Below are 17,901 nucleotides of genomic sequence, written 5' to 3'. Positions count from 1 at the left end.
TTTAGCGCACTTTCTGAGCACAAAACTCTAAAACCTTACAAAGACTGCGGCACACATTAGCAATCATTGAAGTAATTTGCCATAAAAATGTAGCAAAAAAACTAATAATTCTGTAAATACCATTCATATTCAGCAATAAATACTAGTTAATAAGTATTCGCTAGCAAAATGGGGATATGAGATATCATTTAACAGGCGAAACTTTCGATAAATCTAAATTTAAACGATTTGATAGCATCTTATGCTAGATATACACATATTAATTAACATTTGCCATGGTACAAGTCTAACAAATTATTGTTTATATCTTGTTCAAGATTTTTTATTGTGAACAGGATCACCGTTCGGTAAACAAGTGAAATGTACGGTATTTAGAGAAGTTATTTAGCCCTCGTTTAGTGGGAGCTAATTTGAAGAGAGGAAGGTCTGGAAATGGAAAAGGCCAAGTCATCTAAACAACTTGGCCATAGGTAGCTACTCGCGATAGAAAAGGAGTTATTTCTCCCAGCGCTGCGCTGCGTGATGATCGGTATCTCGCGATTCAATCCAGCGGTTTTCACTGGTGGTGCGTTCTTTTTTCCAGAATGGTGCTTTGGTCTTTAGAAAGTCCATAATGAACTCGCAAGCATCAAATGCCGCACCACGGTGTGCACTGGACACACCAACAAAAACAATTTGGTCACCTGTATCGAGATCACCAATACGGTGAATAACGCGCACACCTAACAAAGGCCAACGTGATTCCGCTTCATCGCAGATGTCGATCAGGCTTTTCTCCGTCATACCCGGATAATGCTCTAGGTGAAGACCAACCACGTTATCACCAAGGTTCATATCACGAACTTTACCGATAAAGGTAACTACCGCACCAGAGGCCGTGCCTTCTGATAGACGTTGGTACTCTTGATCGACCGAAAAGTCTTCAGCTTGTACAGAAACGCGAGGATCCATATTAGCCCCCTGTTACCGGTGGGAAGAAGGCAACTTCATCGCCCGCTTTCACTACAGTGTCTAAAGGTACGATAGACTGGTTTACCGCAGCCAGTAACTTGCCTGGTTCTAGCGCTAAATCCCACTTGCCTTCTTTGTCAGCACCCGATTCAACAAGGTGAACTCGAATGGCTTCTACATTATCAAACTGGCCTTCAAGTTCTAGACCATCCATACCAACTAGCTCTCGCGTTTGAGCAAAGAAAAGTACTTTAATCATTATTCCGCCTTGAAGTGTCCTGATTTACCGCCCGTCTTCTCTAGTAGACGAACTTGTTCAATAACCATGTCTTTCTGCACCGCTTTACACATATCGTAAATCGTTAAAGCTGCTACTGAAGCCGCCGTCAGCGCTTCCATTTCCACGCCTGTTTTACCCGCTAGCTTACATACAGATTCGATACGTACCTTGTTTTCTGCTTCTATAGCTTCCAGTTGAACTTCAACCTTAGAAAGCAACAGAGGATGACAAAGAGGAATCAAATCCCATGTTTTCTTAGCAGCTTGAATACCAGCAATACGAGCAGTCGCAAACACATCACCTTTGTGGTGTTGGCCTGAAACAATAAGTTGTAGTGTTTCTGGTGCCATGTGCACGAACGCTTCAGCACGTGCTTCACGAACGGTTTCTGCTTTTGCTGATACGTCCACCATGTTAGCTTCGCCAGACGCGTTGATATGTGTAAATTGGGTCATTGTTTTTCCTTCGCTTTTAGGAAAGGTTATACAGATAGGTGTGGCATGAAGTTACAAGGACGGTGGCTTGCATCTAGCTGTTGCTTGATGATCTTCGTCCAACCAGTACGGCACGCACCAGTAGAACCCGGCATCGCGAAGATAACGGTATGGTTAGCAAAGCCTGCAATCGCGCGAGATTGAATCGTTGAAGTACCAATCTCTTCGTAAGAAACCAAACGGAATAGTTCACCGAAGCCTTCTACTTCTTTATCAAATAGCGGCTTAAGTGCTTCTGGCGTACTGTCACGTGAAGTGAAACCTGTACCGCCTGTGATCATGATTGCTTGTACATTTTCGTCAGCAATCCACTGAGAAACGATCGCACGAATCTTGTACATGTCATCGATAACGATTTGTTTATCGACAACGTTGTGACCCGCTTCTTTCGCGTGCTCAACTAGGTAGCCACCAGAAGTGTCGTTTTCTTCAGTACGAGTGTCAGATACCGTTAGAACGGCAATGTTTGCAGGTTGAAATTTGCTTTCAGCGTGACCCATTTGTTCACCTATTCTCTAATTTGCTTTTGATACGCAGGGTATCGATTCTGGAAAAATCATCAGAAGCCACGTCAGCTCCCGATGTAAAATCTGATTGGAATTAGCCGCCGATAGACGCAAGATGTGGCGTCATACCTGTATTGCCATCGTGCAAGAAGTGACTAACGGATTTCGTTTGCAGCTGCGCTTGAATACGTTCAATCAATTCTTCCTCTTGCTCGTCACGTTCTAATAGGTCACGTAATTCCACGCCATGCTCACCGAACAGACATAGATGCAGTTTACCCATAGCCGATACACGAAGTCGGTTACAGCTCTCACAGAAGTCTTTCTCATACGGCATGATTAGGCCAATTTCACCCTTATAATCTGGATGAACAAATACCTGTGCAGGACCATCATTATGAGAACGTACTTTAAGTAACCAACCGTTGGCGATTAATTGATTTCGGATTGCCACACCAGAGACATGATGCTTGGCAAACAGATCATCCATTTCTCCCGTCTGCATTAATTCTATAAAACGCAGTTGGATGGGACGATCTTTAATCCAGTTAAGGAAAGCAGGTAGCTCGTTGTGGTTGAGGTCTTTCATCAGTACCACATTCACTTTGACTTGCTCATAACCCACTTCGAACGCACGTTCGATACCATTCATCACCTCAGTGAACTTATTTTCACCTGTAATTTGATGGAACATACGTGGGTCAAGACTATCCACACTCACGTTAATGTGCGTGAGGCCAGCGTCATGCCAGTCCGCCACTTGCTTCGCCATGCGGTAGCCGTTAGTCGTTGTCGCGACTTTTTTGATACCCGGCGTGGTTGCGACTGAGTGAATAATGTCAGTAAAGTCTTTGCGTAAACTCGGCTCGCCACCTGTGATACGTACCTTTGAGGTACCACAATCAGCAAACGCTTTGACGACACGTTTGATCTCAGGGAGAGATAAAAAAGACGAGTTTTTATTGCCCGATGGCTTATAGCCGTCAGGAAGGCAATAGGTACATTTGAAATTACATACGTCGGTCACAGACAGACGCAAGTAATAGAACTTACGATGAAATTTGTCTTCGAATTGTTGCGCCACGGAACACCTTTCCAAACACGGGAGGCATAATCATTTCCAATTATGCCCTTGTGACAGAATGTCACTGGCTCAAAATGCTTATCCTTGGACTTAGCATAGTAAGCTCGGAGTTATGGCAACCAGCACTATAATATAAGCACTTGGTAGCTTTGCCGTGTAAAATACTTAATATTCGTAATGGAATCTAGCCTTAATCGATAAAAATCTCTGTAGAAACACAATTTACTTCCTAGTGAGTACACGGCTATTACTCAATAAGATAAATTGTAGTCGGTTATGACAAAAAATATTAGAAGAACACGATGAAAATCTATAACGACAAAAAGGTTGCCGCGGTTGGCGGTGGCCATGGTCTAGGTCGAATGCTATCGGCTTTGAAAGACTTCGGCGAAAATGCAACCGGAATTGTAGCAACAACAGATAATGGTGGCTCAACTGGGCGAATTCGTCATTGCCAAGGCGGTATTGCTTGGGGAGATACACGTAATTGCATCAACCAGCTCATCACGGAGCCTTCTATCAGCTCAATGATGTTTGAATATCGTTTTCGTGGCGCTGGCGAACTTGATGGACATAACCTAGGTAATCTAATGTTGACGGCTTTAGATCACCTATCAGTGCGGCCTCTTGATGCTATCAACTTGATCCGCAACATGCTGAAAGTAGACGTCAACATCTTACCGATGTCAGAGCACCCATCTGACCTGACAGCACTTGCGGTTGACGGCCAACTAGTAACTGGTGAGACCAATGTAGACGAGATGAACAAAGAACTGCGTCGTCTCGATCTTTCTCCAGAAGTCCCTGCGACAAAAGAAGCGATCACAGCTCTAGAACAGGCTGATGCAATCATCCTAGGCCCAGGCAGTTTTCTAACCAGCATAATGCCACCTTTGCTACTTCCGGAACTTGGGAAAGCCATTGCGAATAACCATAGTGCTAAACTTATATTCGTTGCCAACTTGAGCCCTGAATTTGGTCCCGCTGGCTTAATGTCTTTGAGACAGAAATTAGAATGGTGTGAGCGCGCCTGCCAAGGCAGAAAGATTGACGTAGTTTTGGCGGAAGATGCGGATGATGAGGTAAATGCACACTGGAATGTTGTCACACAATCACTTGCTTCTACCAATCGAGATTGGCGACATGATCGTGATAAGTTAAAACAAGCGATTGTTGACCAATTAACGCTATAAGAGACATTAGAAAAGAGGCGCTATGCCTCTTTTTTGTATACGTCTATCATTGACCCCAGCTCAAATAAGCCTTTTGTGTAACCTTCAGCGTGTCAAGCATCATAGACACATCACCATCATGGCTTAATGACTCTCCTCGCTTCACTTTATGATCAATTTGAATCGCTAAGTCACATAAGCGGTCGGCACCAAAACTCGCCGCACTGCTCTTCAATGCATGGCTGATTTCTTTCAAATACACAAGTTGGCCATCACTGGAATCAGCGTTTAGATTGTCGACATATGAGTTCATCTCACCGAGGAAAATATCCAAAAGAATAGGAACATTTTCACTACCTATTTCATCAGACAACTCATCAATTTTTTGTTGATTTAACACTTCCTTGTTCATGCCTTTTTCTGCTCTTCGGTTTGATTCCAAGTTTGGAGCTTACGATAAATCGTTGAAGGGCTTACATCCAAATACCCAGCAGCTCTCGGTATATTGCCATCGCAAGCCTCTATAGCCTGTTCAATGGCGGACTTCTCTGTCATCCACAACGGTATAATATCAGAAGCAGAAAAACTCTCGATTTCAACGGCTCTTGGCATTGGTGTCTTAGTCATTGGCGCGTTCAATGGTGGCGGTAACATGTCTAAAGAAATCTCTTTACCGCTGTTCAAGACAACAATGTTACGTAACACGTTTTGCAATTGGCGAACGTTTCCAGGCCATTCGTAATCATTGAATCGCTCTATTACCTCTGGAGAGAAACGTACAAAGCTCTTCCCTTCTTCATGCGACATGTAGCCAAGCAATGAATAAGCAATTTCAATTACATCTTCACCACGTTCACGTAGTGGTGGGAGGTGTAATGGAATTACGTACAAACGATAGTAAAGGTCTTCACGGAAACGGCCTTCTTGAACCTCTTTCCATGGGTCGCGGTTGGTCGCACACACAAAGCGCACGTCTACGCTCTTCATTTTAGAAGAACCGACCTTTTGGAACGTACCCGTTTGAATAAAACGCAATAACTTAGTTTGAAGATCCAAGTCCATTTCACACAGCTCATCAAGGAACAGCGTGCCGCCATCAGCCAGTTCTGCCGCACCTTGTCGATCATTAGCCGCACCGGTGAAAGCACCTTTTACGTGACCAAACAGTTCACTTTCAATAAGGTCTTTCGGAATTGCTGCACAGTTGATGGCGATAAACGGCTTATCTCCACGCTTACTTGCTGCGTGAATCGCCTCCGCACACACTTCTTTACCCGTGCCACTTTCACCAGTAATGAAAATGCTCGCCTTACTGCTCGCAGCAGAATCAATAGTGCGGTAAACCTGCTGCATGGTTTGGCTACTGCCAATAAAGCCTTGATAATTTTGATTGCCAGGGTTGTCAGCTTCATTCTTTAATTTGGTTGCTTTGCGGATCGCATTATTCACCGTGACACGCAATCGGTCGGCTTCGCAGGGCTTAATTAAAAAATCTTGGGAACCATGACGCATTGCCTCTACGGCCGTATCAATAGAGCCGTGTGCCGTCATAAAAATGATCGGGACGTCTGGGTTACTCTCTTTAACCGCATGGAGAACATCCATACCTGTCATATCGGGTAGACGCAGATCCAGCAGAATTAAATCTGGGATTCGGTGCTTTAAGCTGTCAATAGCATCACGCCCAGTGCCAACGATATTAATATCAATACCAAGAGGTGTTAGATAGGAGCGATATAACGCTGCGACGGATGCGGTGTCTTCGACCATCAATAGATAGCGAGACTTTTGACCTTCATTAGATTGCATAACCTAGCCAATTTATCGTTGTGTTTTAAATAATAATCGCATTACGCTTTGCATTTTGCAAATAAACAATCGTAATAAAATGAAATGCTAAATTAGGAAAGTATACAGATCAATGAGATGAAGAATGGCACGATGTATGCGTTACATGATGTGACCCCTCGGGTCACCTAGCCAACTGACGTTGTTTGTGAATTCTATATTCACGCAATGAGCCAATAGACCCGACTGCCTATTGGCTTTTTTTTGTCTTCGATTCAAGAATGCCGAATCACCCAAGTGCACTAAATATTCAATCCTAAGTATTGAAACATAAGCACTTGGGCATTTTGTCGGTAATCAAATTACCGCTAATCAGGCTAACTATTTGCAATGAACTGCGCGCGTAACTTCTCAATCTCATCACGCTTTTGTGCCGCCAGTTCAAATTCAAGATCCTGCGCATGCTGGTACATTGCCGCTTCCAAACGACTGATCTCTTTATCTAGTTGCTGTGGTGACATTACCTCGTAGGTTTGCGAAGGCTCAGCCACTTTCGATAACGGTACTTGCTTATTGTTACGCTGACGCTTCGACTTAGTGATATCCCCTAGCTCCATAATATCTTTGATATTACGTTTCAGAGCTTGTGGCTCAATACCCATCTTCTCATTGTAAGCTCGCTGTTTTTCACGACGGCGGTCGGTTTCGTCCATCGCCTTTTTCATCGACTTGGTGATCGAATCCGCATACAGAATTGCTTTACCTTCGAGGTTACGTGCCGCTCGTCCAATCGTCTGAATCAGGGAGCGTTCAGATCGCAAGAAGCCCTCTTTATCCGCATCAAGAATCGCTACTAATGAGACTTCTGGCATGTCCAGGCCTTCTCGTAATAAGTTGATGCCCACCAGCACATCAAACTCACCTAAGCGAAGATCACGGATAATCTCGACACGCTCTACCGTATCGATATCAGAGTGAAGGTAGCGAACTCTAACATCATGCTCATGCAGGTACTCGGTTAAGTCTTCCGCCATGCGCTTAGTTAGTGTCGTTACCAGAACACGCTCCTCTTTCGCAGAACGGATTCGAATCTCAGACAACAGATCATCGACTTGAGTGGCAACTGGGCGAACTTCTAACTCAGGGTCGAGTAGACCTGTTGGACGCACAACCTGATCAGCTATCTCGTCGGCTGATTTTTCCAGCTCATAATTACCAGGTGTTGCCGAGACAAATATCGTCTGCGGCGAAATCGCTTCGAATTCTTCAAACTTCATCGGACGGTTATCCAACGCTGAAGGCAGGCGGAAACCAAACTCAACCAGTGTTTCTTTACGGGAACGGTCACCTTTATACATCGCGCCAATTTGCGGAACCGTCACGTGGGACTCATCGATGATCAGCAAACCATCGTGAGGCAAATAATCAAATAGTGTCGGTGGCGGCTCACCCTCAGCACGGCCACTCAAGTAACGAGAGTAGTTTTCGATACCTGAACAGAAGCCCAGCTCGTTCATCATCTCAATATCGAATTGAGTGCGTTGGCTGATGCGTTGTTCTTCTAGAAGCTTATTGTTATCCAGAAGCTGCTTCTTACGCACTTCAAGCTCATCTTTGATGCTTTCAATCGCATCAAGAATACGCTCACGTGGCGTAACATAGTGCGTCTTTGGATAAATAGTATAACGCGGCAAGTCGCGCTGTTTGACCACTCCAGTCAATGGGTCGAATACGCTAATGCAATCGACTTCATCATCAAACATCTCTACACGTACAGCATCTTGGTCTGATTCGGCCGGGAAGATGTCAATCACTTCACCTCGAACACGGAACTGGCCACGTTCAAATGCAACGTCATTGCGTGAGTATTGCAGCTCTGCAAGGCGGCGTAGCATATCGCGCTGATCAATCACATCACCGCGACGTAAGTGCAACATCATTTGTAGATACGATTCTGGATCACCCAAACCATAGATAGCCGATACCGACGCGACAATAATGGCATCTTTACGTTCTAGTAGTGCTTTTGTAGCGGACAAACGCATTTGTTCAATATGCGCGTTAACTGAAGCGTCTTTCTCGATAAACGTATCCGTGGTCGGAACGTACGCTTCTGGCTGGTAGTAGTCGTAGTACGACACAAAGTATTCCACCGCGTTATTGGGAAAGAAAGACTTCATTTCGCCGTACAATTGAGCAGCTAAGGTTTTGTTAGGGGCAAGAAGAATCGCTGGTCGCTGTGCTTCTGCGATCACATTTGCCAGTGTGAATGTTTTACCCGACCCCGTTACACCCAACAGTGTCTGATGGGCAAGACCAGCATCTAACCCTTCTAACAACTGCTTAATCGCGGTTGGCTGATCACCAGATGGCTGATATTCAGAGACCAGTTCATAAACTTTACTCATACCCTTCCTCAAATTTACTGCACTTTGGCTGTATATATATACACCTTGTTAGATGAAATCTACGTCTATTTTAGATTTATAGCTCATTGTAATTAATTTTTGCGCTTTCTTTACTTTGATCTAGCCTTACTCAGGCGACTCTGTTATAGTCTTTCGCCCTAGTTGATGAACGTCCCCAAATCATCACAATTTAGTTTCCACAACTTTTCCCCAGAAACACCCAATATTATCCTTTATCCCCAAAAGACCAAATCTTATCCACTTTAAGCAATTTTGCGTCGATTTAAATAAATCACTGTTTTATATGATTATTCAGTGCATATTTCTGATTAAAAATTCAAAACAAACCAGCACTGTTGCATATAAAAGATCTTTACTCAGATCTCATCAACATAGTTATCCACAATTTTGGTGGATAAGTAACTCCAGCCCTTAACTGGCAAGGTGTACAAAAAAGTAAAGAAAAAAAACTATTCTTTTTTGCGAAAAATCTATTTTTTGGTGTTGACAGAAACATAGGTGCTCGGTAAGATTCGCCCCGCTTTCAAACAAAGCAATTCCTCCTTAGCTCAGTTGGTAGAGCGACGGACTGTTAATCCGCAGGTCGCTGGTTCAAGTCCAGCAGGAGGAGCCAAATTCAGAGAAGCCGCGTCTAAGACGCGGCTTTTTCGTATCTAGCGATCCACCTATACAAACTACCACCTCTCTTGCAACAAAAGCTCTTCCCAGAAACACGCTTTTGTTCTTCCCCTGATGTTAGTTGACTACCAGCAAAGCCACGTTAAATCAGCAGCACTAATTGCGTTTTACTTTGTTAACAACCATTCACCAAACTTTTCAATTTCTTATTAATTCATCCGCTCACATCACATACACGTATAATTTTCCATCGGGTGCATAAAACCACACCGTTCTCTGGTTGTTATTGGTGTCACAAAACACGATAATATTGGGATCGGATTTTAAGAACGTAATAACTATGACCGAATATATTTTGTTGTTGGTCGGCACTGTGCTGGTGAACAACTTTGTACTGGTGAAGTTTTTAGGCTTGTGTCCTTTTATGGGCGTGTCTAAAAAACTGGAAACAGCAATTGGCATGGGCTTAGCTACAACTTTTGTACTAACGCTCGCGTCTGTGTGTGCATACTTGGTGGAAAGCTATGTTTTGCGTCCACTGGGCATCGAATATCTACGAACCATGAGCTTTATTTTGGTGATCGCTGTTGTTGTACAGTTCACCGAAATGGTCGTGCACAAAACCAGCCCGACACTTTATCGTCTATTGGGTATCTTCCTACCACTGATCACAACGAACTGTGCGGTTCTGGGTGTTGCTCTACTTAACATCAACGAGAACCACAACTTTATCGAATCGATCATTTACGGTTTTGGCGCAGCGGTTGGCTTCTCTTTGGTACTGATCCTATTTGCGTCAATGCGTGAACGTATTGCTGCAGCTGATGTACCTGTGCCATTTAAAGGCGCATCGATTGCGATGATCACCGCAGGCCTTATGTCTCTTGCCTTTATGGGCTTTACAGGTTTGGTGAAGTAAACGATGAGTACGATTTTAATTGCGATCATCGCTCTTGCTGCCCTCGCTGCTGTTTTCGGAGCGATACTCGGTTTTGCATCGATTCGCTTCAAAGTCGAAGCGGATCCAATTGTCGATCAAATCGACTCTATTCTCCCGCAAACTCAGTGTGGTCAGTGTGGCTACCCTGGTTGTCGTCCATACGCTGAAGCGATCGCTAACGGCGACAAAATCAATAAATGTCCTCCAGGTGGTCAAGCGACGATCGAGAAACTGGCAGATCTGATGGGCGTTGAAGCGGAAGAGTCGGCACACGATCTCGATAGCAAAGTCAAAACCGTTGCTTTCATCCATGAAGACATGTGTATCGGTTGTACCAAGTGTATCCAAGCGTGTCCTGTCGATGCGATTGTTGGTGGTACTAAAGCCCTTCATACCGTGATCAAAGACGAATGTACGGGTTGTGACTTGTGCGTTGCGCCTTGTCCAACTGACTGTATTGAAATGATTCCTGTGGAAACCACCACAGAGAGCTGGAAATGGAAACTTAACGCCATTCCAGTGGTTAACATTACGGATGCTGCCAATGCAGCGAACGTGACTGATTCAATTAAATAAGGTTTCGTATGTTGTCTTTGATTGAACAAATTCGTACTGGTTCGCTATGGGATTTCCCAGGCGGCGTGCATCCGGCAGAAAACAAAAAGCAATCCAACAAAACTGAATTGGTTCATGCCGCCATTCCGTCGGAAATCGTCCTACCTTTAAAACAACACATCGGTAAAGCAGGTAATCTGTTGATTGCTGTTGGTGACACCGTGTTGAAAGGTCAACAGCTAACGGCGTCAGACAGTGGTTTCACCGTTCCTGTTCATGCTCCAACTTCTGGGCAAGTAACAGCTATTGAGCCACGCACTGTTGCGCACCCATCAGGTTTAAGCGAACTGTGCGCAGTGATTACGCCTGATGGTAACGATACTTGGTGTGAGAAAACGCCAGTTGCCGATTACACCCAAGAATCTGCAGATGCGTTGATCGACGTGATTCGCCTTGCTGGTATCTCGGGCATGGGTGGCGCAGGCTTCCCAACAGCTAAGAAGATCCAATCGGGTATTGCACGTACCGAAATTCTTATCGTTAACGCGGCTGAATGTGAACCTTACATCACCGCTGATGACAAACTCATGCAGGAACATGCAGACGAACTGATCCAAGGTATCGAGATCGTCGAGCATATTCTTAAGCCAAAACTGACCATCATTGGTATTGAAGATAACAAGCCAGCAGCAATCAAAGCGCTGGAACAAGCGGCGATGAACAAAGACATCGTGATCCGCGTTATCCCAACCAAATACCCTTCTGGTGGTGAGAAGCAGCTCATCAAGATTTTGACCAACAAAGAAGTTCCTAGCGGCGCTATCCCTGCCGATATTGGCATCCTGGTTCAAAACGTTGGTTCTCTCTACTCAATTAAACGTGCAGTGATCGATGGCGAACCTGTAGTCAATCGCATCGTGACTCTGACGGGTAAGACCTTCAAGCAACCACGTAACGTTTGGACGCTACTTGGTACGCCAGTACAAGCACTGTTAGACGAGTTTGGCTACAAAGCAGATAAGAAACTTCAGCGCCTGATCATGGGTGGTCCAATGATGGGCTTTACCCTCCCCCACGCTCAGGTTCCTATCACTAAAACGGCAAACTGTATTTTGGCACCGAAGCGTCGTGAGATCGCTTCTGACCAATACGAAATGGAATGTATCCGTTGTAGCCAATGTGCGGAAGCGTGCCCTGCCTCGCTATTGCCACAGCAGCTTCAGTGGTATGCAAAAAGCCAAGAATACGAAAAGCTTGAAGAACTGAACCTTAAAGATTGTATTGAATGTGGCGCGTGCGCGTTTGTGTGCCCGAGTGAAATTCCACTGGTTCAATACTATCGTCAAGCGAAAGCTGAAATCCGTACACGCGCTCAAGAAGCGGCAGCAGCTGAACGAGCTAAGCTGCGCTTTGAAGAGAAGAAAGCGCGTATGGAACGCGAAAAAGCAGAACGTGAAAATCGCTTTAAGAAAGCCGCAGATGATCGTCGTAAAGACATGAAAGCATCTGGCGGTGACGATGCGATTGCCGCAGCCATCGCTCGCGTGAAAGCACAAAAAGAGAATACTGAAGCAAAAGCCGAGCCAGCAGTGAAACCAGCGGTTGCAGCCGCGATTGCCAAAGCAAAAGCCAAACAAGCTGCGGCGGCTCAATCTGGTGCAGCTGAGCCTGATAACTCAGAAATGGCGAAGCTACGCGAAGAACGCAAACGTCTTGCTCGCGAACGCAAAGCACAAAAAGAACAAGGTGACGCATCTACAGATAATGCTGACGATAAGAAGTCAGCAGTTGCAGCAGCCATTGCCCGTGCTAAGGCGAAGAAAGCTCAACAAGAAGACGCATCAACACCTGCTGAAGCCGGTGACAAGAAAGCGGCCGTCGCGGCAGCTATCGCCAGAGCTAAAGCGAAAAAAGCACAACAAGAAGATTCAACCGAATCTGTAGAAGTAGAAGCTTCTACAAAACAAGCGGAAGATCCGAAGAAAGCCGCTGTTGCCGCAGCCATTGCTCGTGCAAAAGCGCGCAAAGCTCAGCAAGAAGGTTCTACTGAATCTGCAGAAGCGGAAACACCATCAGAACAATCTGAAGATCCAAAGAAAGCTGCTGTTGCCGCTGCCATTGCTCGCGCTAAGGCGCGCAAAGCTAAGCAAGAAGACTCTACGGAATCTGCAGAAGCGGAAACACCAGAAGAGCAAGCTGAAGATCCAAAGAAAGCTGCAGTTGCCGCTGCTATTGCTCGCGCTAAGGCACGTAAAGCTCAGCAAGAAGCACAAATAGAATCTGTTGAAGCGGAAGCTCCTGCTGAAGAACCAGAAGTGGATCCAAAGAAAGCTGCTGTTGCCGCTGCCATTGCTCGTGCTAAAGCACGCAAAGCTCAGCAAGAAGCACAAACAGAATCTGTTGAAGCGGAAGCTCCTTCTGAAGAACCAGAAGTGGATCCGAAGAAAGCCGCGGTTGCCGCAGCCATTGCTCGTGCTAAAGCACGTAAAGCGCAGCAAGAGACACAAACAGAATCTGTTGAAGCGGAAGCTCCTTCTGAAGAACCAGAAGTGGATCCGAAGAAAGCTGCTGTTGCCGCTGCCATTGCTCGTGCCAAAGCACGTAAAGCACAGCAAGAAGCACAAACAGAATCTGTTGAAGAAACGCCTTCTGAAGAGCCGGAAGTGGATCCAAAGAAAGCTGCTGTTGCCGCAGCCATTGCGCGCGCCAAAGCACGTAAAGCTCAGCAAGAAGCACAAATAGAATCTGTTGAAGAAACGCCTTCTGAAGAGCCGGAAGTGGATCCGAAGAAAGCTGCTGTTGCCGCTGCTATTGCTCGTGCTAAAGCACGCAAAGCTCAGCAAGAAGCGAATAAGAACAATACTGAGGAGAACGAGTAATGTCGTTTTTTATTGCCAGTTCACCACACGCTCACAGCCGTCGCAGCACGCCTGATTTGATGAAATGGGTAGCTCTGTGCGCTATTCCTGGCTTAGTGGCTCAAACCTACTTCTTTGGTTGGGGAACCATCATTCAACTTGTGTTCGCTATTGCGGTCGCAGTGTCACTTGAAGCATTAGTCATGCTTGTGCTTAAGCGCTCTCCTATGCGTGCGCTGCGTGATAACAGTGCCATCGTGACAGCATGGCTATTAGCCGTAGCAATCCCACCATGGTCCCCTTGGTGGATCATGGTTATCGGTTTGATTTTTGCCATCGTGATCGCGAAGCACCTATACGGCGGTATTGGTCAAAACCTATTTAACCCAGCGATGGTCGCTTACGTTGTATTGCTTATCTCCTTCCCTGTCCAAATGACAAGTTGGAGCGCGCCTGTTTCATTGATGTCTGAGCACGTGACTTTTGCAGACGCGTTGTCTCTGATCTTTACTGGCTATGACTTTGATGGTTTGTCACTGCAACAAGTTCGTGCCGGCGTGGATGGCGTAACAATGGCAACCCCATTAGATGCATTCAAAACTGGTATTCATACTGGTGCAACGCCAAATGAGGTGCTATCACAACCAATGTTTGGTGGACTTGCGGGTATCGGTTGGCAATGGGTAAACCTAGCTTACTTGGTTGGTGGCCTAGTGATGATCAAAAAGCGCATCATCCAATGGTACATTCCTGTTGGTTTCCTAGGTAGCTTGGCACTGTTTAGTACCGTGTTTAGCTTGATCATGCCAGGAGAAACTGCGTCACCAATCTTCCACCTACTATCAGGTGCAACGATGTTAGGCGCATTCTTTATCGCAACCGATCCTGTTTCGGCATCAACGACGGTGAAAGGTCGCTTGATTTTCGGTGCTCTGATCGGCGCGTTGGTATTCATTATTCGTAGTTGGGGTGGCTTCCCAGATGGCGTTGCGTTCGCCGTTCTGCTTGCCAATATGTGTGTACCGTTGATCGACTACTACACCAAACCAAGAACTTACGGTCACTGAGGTAAACATGTTAACCGCTATTAGAAAAAATGGTCTGACATTGGCGATCTTCGCCTGTGCAACAACCGGTCTTGTGGCACTGACTCAGTACCTAACAAAAGATCAAATTAAGCTTCAGGAACAAAAGCAATTGCTGTCGGTTCTTAACCAAGTGATTCCGGAAGAAATGCATGACAACAACCTTGTTGCGGCATGTACTATGGTATCTGCGCCCGATCTAGGTACAGTTCGCTCGATGCCAACTTACATTGCTACCAAAGATGGTCAACCAACGGCAATGGCAATTGAGTCCATCGCACCAGATGGCTACAACGGTGAAATCAAAATCATCACCGGCATCGATAATCAAGGCAAGATCCTTGGTACCCGTATCCTAAGCCATCAAGAAACGCCGGGATTGGGTGATAAAATTGATTTACGCGTTACGGATTGGATCTTGAGCTTCACTGGTAAGCAAGTGACAGAAAGTAACTGGAATTCTTGGCGAGTTCGTAAAGATGGCGGCGATTTCGATCAATTTACTGGCGCAACCATTACCCCTCGAGCGGTAGTGAAAGCGGTGAGAAACACAGTAAACTACGTAAATAAGTCTCGTGATGAGATTCTAAATCAGCCCCTAGACTGCGCAGGAGGCAACCATGAGTGAAAATAAACTGCTAATGAAAAACGGCATGTGGAGCAACAACCCTGCCCTAGTGCAACTCCTGGGTTTGTGTCCTCTACTTGCGGTTTCTTCGACCATTACCAACGCCCTGGGTTTGGGTATTGCGACTTTGTTGGTGCTTGTCGGCTCGAACGTGACGGTTTCACTGATTCGTAACTACGTACCAAAAGAAATCCGTATTCCGGTCTTCGTTATGATCATCGCCGCCTTGGTAACTTGTGTTCAGCTCTTGATGAACGCTTACGCCTACGGACTGTATCTATCTCTGGGCATCTTCATCCCACTGATCGTAACTAACTGTATTATCATCGGCCGTGCAGAAGCTTACGCATCGAAGAATGATCCATTGCCAGCAGCACTAGACGGTTTCTGGATGGGACTGGGTATGACAACGGTATTGGTTGTACTTGGTGCTATGCGCGAACTGATCGGTAACGGTACTCTATTTGATGGCGCAGACCTACTATTGGGTGACTGGGCAGCGGCACTGCGTATTCAGGTTTTCCACTTCGATAGCAGCTTCCTATTGGCATTGTTGCCGCCGGGGGCTTTCATTGGCGTAGGACTTTTGATTGCGTTGAAAAACGTTATCGACAGCTCAATTCAGGCACGTCAGCCAAAAGAAGAAAAACCAGCCATTGAGCGCGCTCGCGTAACTAACGCATAATATAAGAATTCTAAAATCAAGGCTCTACCACTCGTAGGGCCTTTTTCATAAACCGCAAAGACGGGTTTGGAAGTCAGCAATGAACAAAGTCAAAAGAATTGAAATTCTCGAACGACTCCGAGAAAACAATCCCAATCCTCAGACGGAGCTTAACTGGAGCACACCGTTTGAGTTGCTTATCGCCGTACTGCTTTCTGCGCAGGCGACAGACGTAAGTGTAAACAAAGCAACAGACAAGCTTTACCCTGTTGCAAACACGCCACAAGGCATTCTTGATTTGGGTGTCGATGGTTTAAAGGAATACATCAAAACCATCGGTCTATTTAATTCAAAAGCCGAAAACACCATCAAGACTTGTAAGATCTTGCTAGAGAAGCATAACGGCGAAGTACCAGAAGATCGTGCTGCACTGGAAGCTTTGCCGGGTGTAGGTCGTAAAACCGCTAACGTGGTACTGAATACCGCCTTCGGTTGGCCAACTATTGCAGTGGACACGCACATCTATCGTGTTTCTAACCGTACAAAGTTTGCGATGGGTAAAACCGTCGACGACGTAGAAGAAAAACTTCTTAAAGTGGTGCCAAAAGAGTTTAAGCTTGATGTACACCACTGGCTGATCCTTCATGGTCGCTATACCTGTGTGGCGAGAAAGCCGCGCTGTGGCAGTTGTATCATCGAAGATCTGTGTGAATTCAAAGAAAAAGTGTACCCAGACGAATAAATCCGTCTGAAACAATCGCTAGGAGCAAATAATGTCAAACGGTCGAATTCTTCACACCATGCTGCGCGTGGGTGATCTAGACAAATCTATCAAGTTCTACACTGAAGTCATGGGCATGCAGTTGCTTCGTACTAATGAAAACAAAGAGTACGAATACACGCTGGCGTTCCTTGGTTACGGTGATGAGTCTCAAGGTGCCGTCATCGAATTAACTTACAACTGGGGCACAACCGAGTACGACTTAGGGTCTGCATTTGGCCACATCGCGATTGGTGTAGATGATATCTACTCAACGTGCGACGCGATTAAAGCGGCAGGCGGTAACGTGACTCGTGAACCTGGCCCAGTAAAAGGCGGAACGACTCACATCGCTTTCGTTAAAGATCCAGACGGCTACATGGTTGAACTGATCCAAAACAAGCAAGCATCAGCTGGTCTAGAAGGTTAACTAAGACGCCTCTACTGAAACAAGCTATTATTTGCAGGCAGGTCTGAGACCTGCCTTTCTTTTATCAACAAATTACTTTACTTGATAATAGTTATCGTTTAGATTCACCATCAACATCGACATGTGGGATAACGATAATGATCAGTGAATGGGAAAAACACACACTTCTAGCCGATACCGCACTTCAACTAGATGACCCTGTTCGCAGCATTCTTCATTACCAGCAAGCCCTTAGCCTGAGTGAAGATATTAGCGAATGCGTGGAAATAGAAGCCGACGAGCGATTACTAATTTCGGTGATTTCATGCCACAACCTTGCCCAATTTTGGCGCTGGGCAGGCGACACAGAATATGAGCTCAAGTACCTTCAACTAGCGTCTGAAAAAGTACTGACACTGATCCCTCAGTGTCCTAATACAGATTGCGCAAGCTTTATTGACTCGATTGGCTGCTGTACCAAAGCTCTTGTCGATTTCATGAAGCGCCACCCAAATCCTGCAATCGCAAAACAAGTCGAGAAAATTGATACCGCGACTAATTGTGAGATCATTGCAAAGTTTCGCCTAAACTAAAACCTATTACACAAGCTAAGCGGCAACGAATAAAACTACTAACAACGTCAAGTGGATACAAAAACGCCAGAGTCAAACTCTGGCGTT

Annotated in this window: 18 protein-coding genes, 1 tRNA gene and 1 riboswitch; of the genes, 11 read left to right on the top strand and 8 right to left on the bottom strand. The window is 45.6% G+C overall.

All coding sequences use genetic code 11. The annotated features are described in order from the left end of the window. Nucleotides 1–495: 495 nt before the first annotated feature. The 5 genes from moaE to moaA all read right to left on the bottom strand — a co-directional run bounded on the left by moaE (nt 496) and on the right by moaA (nt 3,315). Nucleotides 496–951 carry a molybdopterin synthase catalytic subunit MoaE gene (gene moaE / locus KIV41_RS06945; protein WP_010449369.1) on the bottom strand — a complete coding sequence of 152 codons (456 nt, stop codon included), beginning with the start codon at nt 949–951 and terminating at the stop codon, nt 496–498. Between the two features lies 1 nt (nt 952). Then, the gene (gene moaD, locus KIV41_RS06940) at nt 953–1,210 is read right to left on the bottom strand and encodes a molybdopterin synthase sulfur carrier subunit (protein WP_010449371.1); all 258 of its coding nucleotides are present in this window, start codon (nt 1,208–1,210) and stop codon (nt 953–955) included. Then, nucleotides 1,210–1,686 (bottom strand): cyclic pyranopterin monophosphate synthase MoaC, encoded by a 477-nt coding sequence (moaC, locus tag KIV41_RS06935; protein ID WP_005439664.1) that lies wholly within the window; start codon nt 1,684–1,686, stop codon nt 1,210–1,212. The genes moaD and moaC overlap by 1 nt, the downstream gene beginning before the upstream one ends. A 26-nt stretch (nt 1,687–1,712) precedes the next feature. Further along, nucleotides 1,713–2,225: a molybdenum cofactor biosynthesis protein B gene (moaB, locus tag KIV41_RS06930; protein WP_005433210.1), complete on the bottom strand. Its 513-nt coding sequence runs from the start codon at nt 2,223–2,225 to the stop codon at nt 1,713–1,715. Nucleotides 2,226–2,325: 100 nt separating this feature from the next. Then, complete coding sequence (moaA, locus tag KIV41_RS06925; RefSeq protein ID WP_038885128.1) at nt 2,326–3,315, bottom strand: GTP 3',8-cyclase MoaA; 990 nt, start codon at nt 3,313–3,315, stop codon at nt 2,326–2,328. Beyond that, nucleotides 3,304–3,437: riboswitch (molybdenum cofactor riboswitch) on the bottom strand. It overlaps the preceding gene by 12 nt. A gap of 180 nt (nt 3,438–3,617) precedes the next feature. Here moaA and yvcK point away from each other — a divergent pair. After that, nucleotides 3,618–4,508, top strand: coding sequence for a uridine diphosphate-N-acetylglucosamine-binding protein YvcK (yvcK, locus tag KIV41_RS06920; protein WP_010449378.1), 891 nt, complete (start codon nt 3,618–3,620; stop codon nt 4,506–4,508). Nucleotides 4,509–4,554: 46 nt separating this feature from the next. On the opposite strand, the gene luxU is transcribed toward yvcK, so the two are convergent. The 3 genes from luxU to uvrB all read right to left on the bottom strand — a co-directional run bounded on the left by luxU (nt 4,555) and on the right by uvrB (nt 8,683). After that, nucleotides 4,555–4,899, bottom strand: coding sequence for a quorum-sensing phosphorelay protein LuxU (gene luxU, locus KIV41_RS06915; protein ID WP_010449380.1), 345 nt, complete (start codon nt 4,897–4,899; stop codon nt 4,555–4,557). Further along, nucleotides 4,896–6,257 (bottom strand): quorum-sensing sigma-54 dependent transcriptional regulator LuxO, encoded by a 1,362-nt coding sequence (gene luxO, locus KIV41_RS06910; protein ID WP_045394388.1) that lies wholly within the window; start codon nt 6,255–6,257, stop codon nt 4,896–4,898. Before luxO ends, luxU begins: the two co-directional genes overlap by 4 nt. Before the next feature lie 395 nt (nt 6,258–6,652). Continuing rightward, complete coding sequence (gene uvrB / locus KIV41_RS06905) at nt 6,653–8,683, bottom strand: excinuclease ABC subunit UvrB (protein WP_010449384.1); 2,031 nt, start codon at nt 8,681–8,683, stop codon at nt 6,653–6,655. A 558-nt stretch (nt 8,684–9,241) separates the two neighbouring features. On the opposite strand from uvrB, the gene KIV41_RS06900 reads away from it, so the two are divergent. The 10 genes from KIV41_RS06900 to KIV41_RS06855 all read left to right on the top strand — a co-directional run bounded on the left by KIV41_RS06900 (nt 9,242) and on the right by KIV41_RS06855 (nt 17,814). Then, nucleotides 9,242–9,317 (top strand) — tRNA-Asn (locus tag KIV41_RS06900). 345 nt (nt 9,318–9,662) lie between these two features. Then, entirely contained in the window at nt 9,663–10,241 is a 579-nt protein-coding gene (gene rsxA, locus KIV41_RS06895; RefSeq protein WP_005425202.1) for an electron transport complex subunit RsxA, read from the top strand. 3 nt (nt 10,242–10,244) lie between these two features. After that, complete coding sequence (rsxB, locus tag KIV41_RS06890; protein WP_005439677.1) at nt 10,245–10,838, top strand: electron transport complex subunit RsxB; 594 nt, start codon at nt 10,245–10,247, stop codon at nt 10,836–10,838. 8 nt (nt 10,839–10,846) lie between these two features. Continuing rightward, the gene (gene rsxC / locus KIV41_RS06885; RefSeq protein WP_285335950.1) at nt 10,847–13,696 is read left to right on the top strand and encodes an electron transport complex subunit RsxC; all 2,850 of its coding nucleotides are present in this window, start codon (nt 10,847–10,849) and stop codon (nt 13,694–13,696) included. Beyond that, on the top strand, nt 13,696–14,742 hold the full coding sequence (rsxD, locus tag KIV41_RS06880) for an electron transport complex subunit RsxD (RefSeq protein ID WP_285335949.1): 1,047 nt from the start codon (nt 13,696–13,698) through the stop codon (nt 14,740–14,742). The genes rsxC and rsxD overlap by 1 nt, the downstream gene beginning before the upstream one ends. Before the next feature lie 7 nt (nt 14,743–14,749). Continuing rightward, nucleotides 14,750–15,388, top strand: coding sequence for an electron transport complex subunit RsxG (rsxG, locus tag KIV41_RS06875; RefSeq protein WP_005536427.1), 639 nt, complete (start codon nt 14,750–14,752; stop codon nt 15,386–15,388). Next, nucleotides 15,381–16,073, top strand: coding sequence for an electron transport complex subunit E (locus tag KIV41_RS06870; protein WP_010645729.1), 693 nt, complete (start codon nt 15,381–15,383; stop codon nt 16,071–16,073). Before rsxG ends, KIV41_RS06870 begins: the two co-directional genes overlap by 8 nt. Nucleotides 16,074–16,152: 79 nt before the next feature. After that, nucleotides 16,153–16,794: an endonuclease III gene (nth, locus tag KIV41_RS06865; RefSeq protein WP_005536424.1), complete on the top strand. Its 642-nt coding sequence runs from the start codon at nt 16,153–16,155 to the stop codon at nt 16,792–16,794. 31 nt (nt 16,795–16,825) lie between these two features. Next, nucleotides 16,826–17,242: a lactoylglutathione lyase gene (gene gloA, locus KIV41_RS06860; protein WP_009698517.1), complete on the top strand. Its 417-nt coding sequence runs from the start codon at nt 16,826–16,828 to the stop codon at nt 17,240–17,242. Nucleotides 17,243–17,379: 137 nt separating this feature from the next. Further along, a complete protein-coding gene (locus KIV41_RS06855; protein WP_010449415.1) occupies nt 17,380–17,814 on the top strand; it encodes a DUF2753 domain-containing protein in 435 nt (144 codons plus the stop codon). Nucleotides 17,815–17,901: the final 87 nt, after the last annotated feature.

The organism is Vibrio sp. D401a (assembly GCF_030248515.1).
GTDB lineage: Bacteria > Pseudomonadota > Gammaproteobacteria > Enterobacterales > Vibrionaceae > Vibrio > Vibrio rotiferianus.
This window is presented reverse-complemented; position numbering and strand designations above follow the sequence as displayed.

What these genes read in the sequence shown, in the direction of transcription:
- luxU (WP_010449380.1), bottom strand. Translation starts at nt 4,899, where the DNA reads ATGAACAAGGAAGTGTTAAATCAACAAAAAATTGATGAGTTGTCTGAT.
- KIV41_RS06855 (WP_010449415.1), top strand. Translation starts at nt 17,380, where the DNA reads ATGATCAGTGAATGGGAAAAACACACACTTCTAGCCGATACCGCACTT.
- moaE (WP_010449369.1), bottom strand. Translation starts at nt 951, where the DNA reads ATGGATCCTCGCGTTTCTGTACAAGCTGAAGACTTTTCGGTCGATCAA.
- yvcK (WP_010449378.1), top strand. Translation starts at nt 3,618, where the DNA reads ATGAAAATCTATAACGACAAAAAGGTTGCCGCGGTTGGCGGTGGCCAT.
- rsxA (WP_005425202.1), top strand. Translation starts at nt 9,663, where the DNA reads ATGACCGAATATATTTTGTTGTTGGTCGGCACTGTGCTGGTGAACAAC.
- luxO (WP_045394388.1), bottom strand. Translation starts at nt 6,257, where the DNA reads ATGGTCGAAGACACCGCATCCGTCGCAGCGTTATATCGCTCCTATCTA.
- gloA (WP_009698517.1), top strand. Translation starts at nt 16,826, where the DNA reads ATGTCAAACGGTCGAATTCTTCACACCATGCTGCGCGTGGGTGATCTA.
- uvrB (WP_010449384.1), bottom strand. Translation starts at nt 8,683, where the DNA reads ATGAGTAAAGTTTATGAACTGGTCTCTGAATATCAGCCATCTGGTGAT.
- rsxC (WP_285335950.1), top strand. Translation starts at nt 10,847, where the DNA reads ATGTTGTCTTTGATTGAACAAATTCGTACTGGTTCGCTATGGGATTTC.
- KIV41_RS06870 (WP_010645729.1), top strand. Translation starts at nt 15,381, where the DNA reads ATGAGTGAAAATAAACTGCTAATGAAAAACGGCATGTGGAGCAACAAC.
- rsxB (WP_005439677.1), top strand. Translation starts at nt 10,245, where the DNA reads ATGAGTACGATTTTAATTGCGATCATCGCTCTTGCTGCCCTCGCTGCT.
- nth (WP_005536424.1), top strand. Translation starts at nt 16,153, where the DNA reads ATGAACAAAGTCAAAAGAATTGAAATTCTCGAACGACTCCGAGAAAAC.
- rsxD (WP_285335949.1), top strand. Translation starts at nt 13,696, where the DNA reads ATGTCGTTTTTTATTGCCAGTTCACCACACGCTCACAGCCGTCGCAGC.
- moaC (WP_005439664.1), bottom strand. Translation starts at nt 1,686, where the DNA reads ATGACCCAATTTACACATATCAACGCGTCTGGCGAAGCTAACATGGTG.
- moaB (WP_005433210.1), bottom strand. Translation starts at nt 2,225, where the DNA reads ATGGGTCACGCTGAAAGCAAATTTCAACCTGCAAACATTGCCGTTCTA.
- rsxG (WP_005536427.1), top strand. Translation starts at nt 14,750, where the DNA reads ATGTTAACCGCTATTAGAAAAAATGGTCTGACATTGGCGATCTTCGCC.
- moaD (WP_010449371.1), bottom strand. Translation starts at nt 1,210, where the DNA reads ATGATTAAAGTACTTTTCTTTGCTCAAACGCGAGAGCTAGTTGGTATG.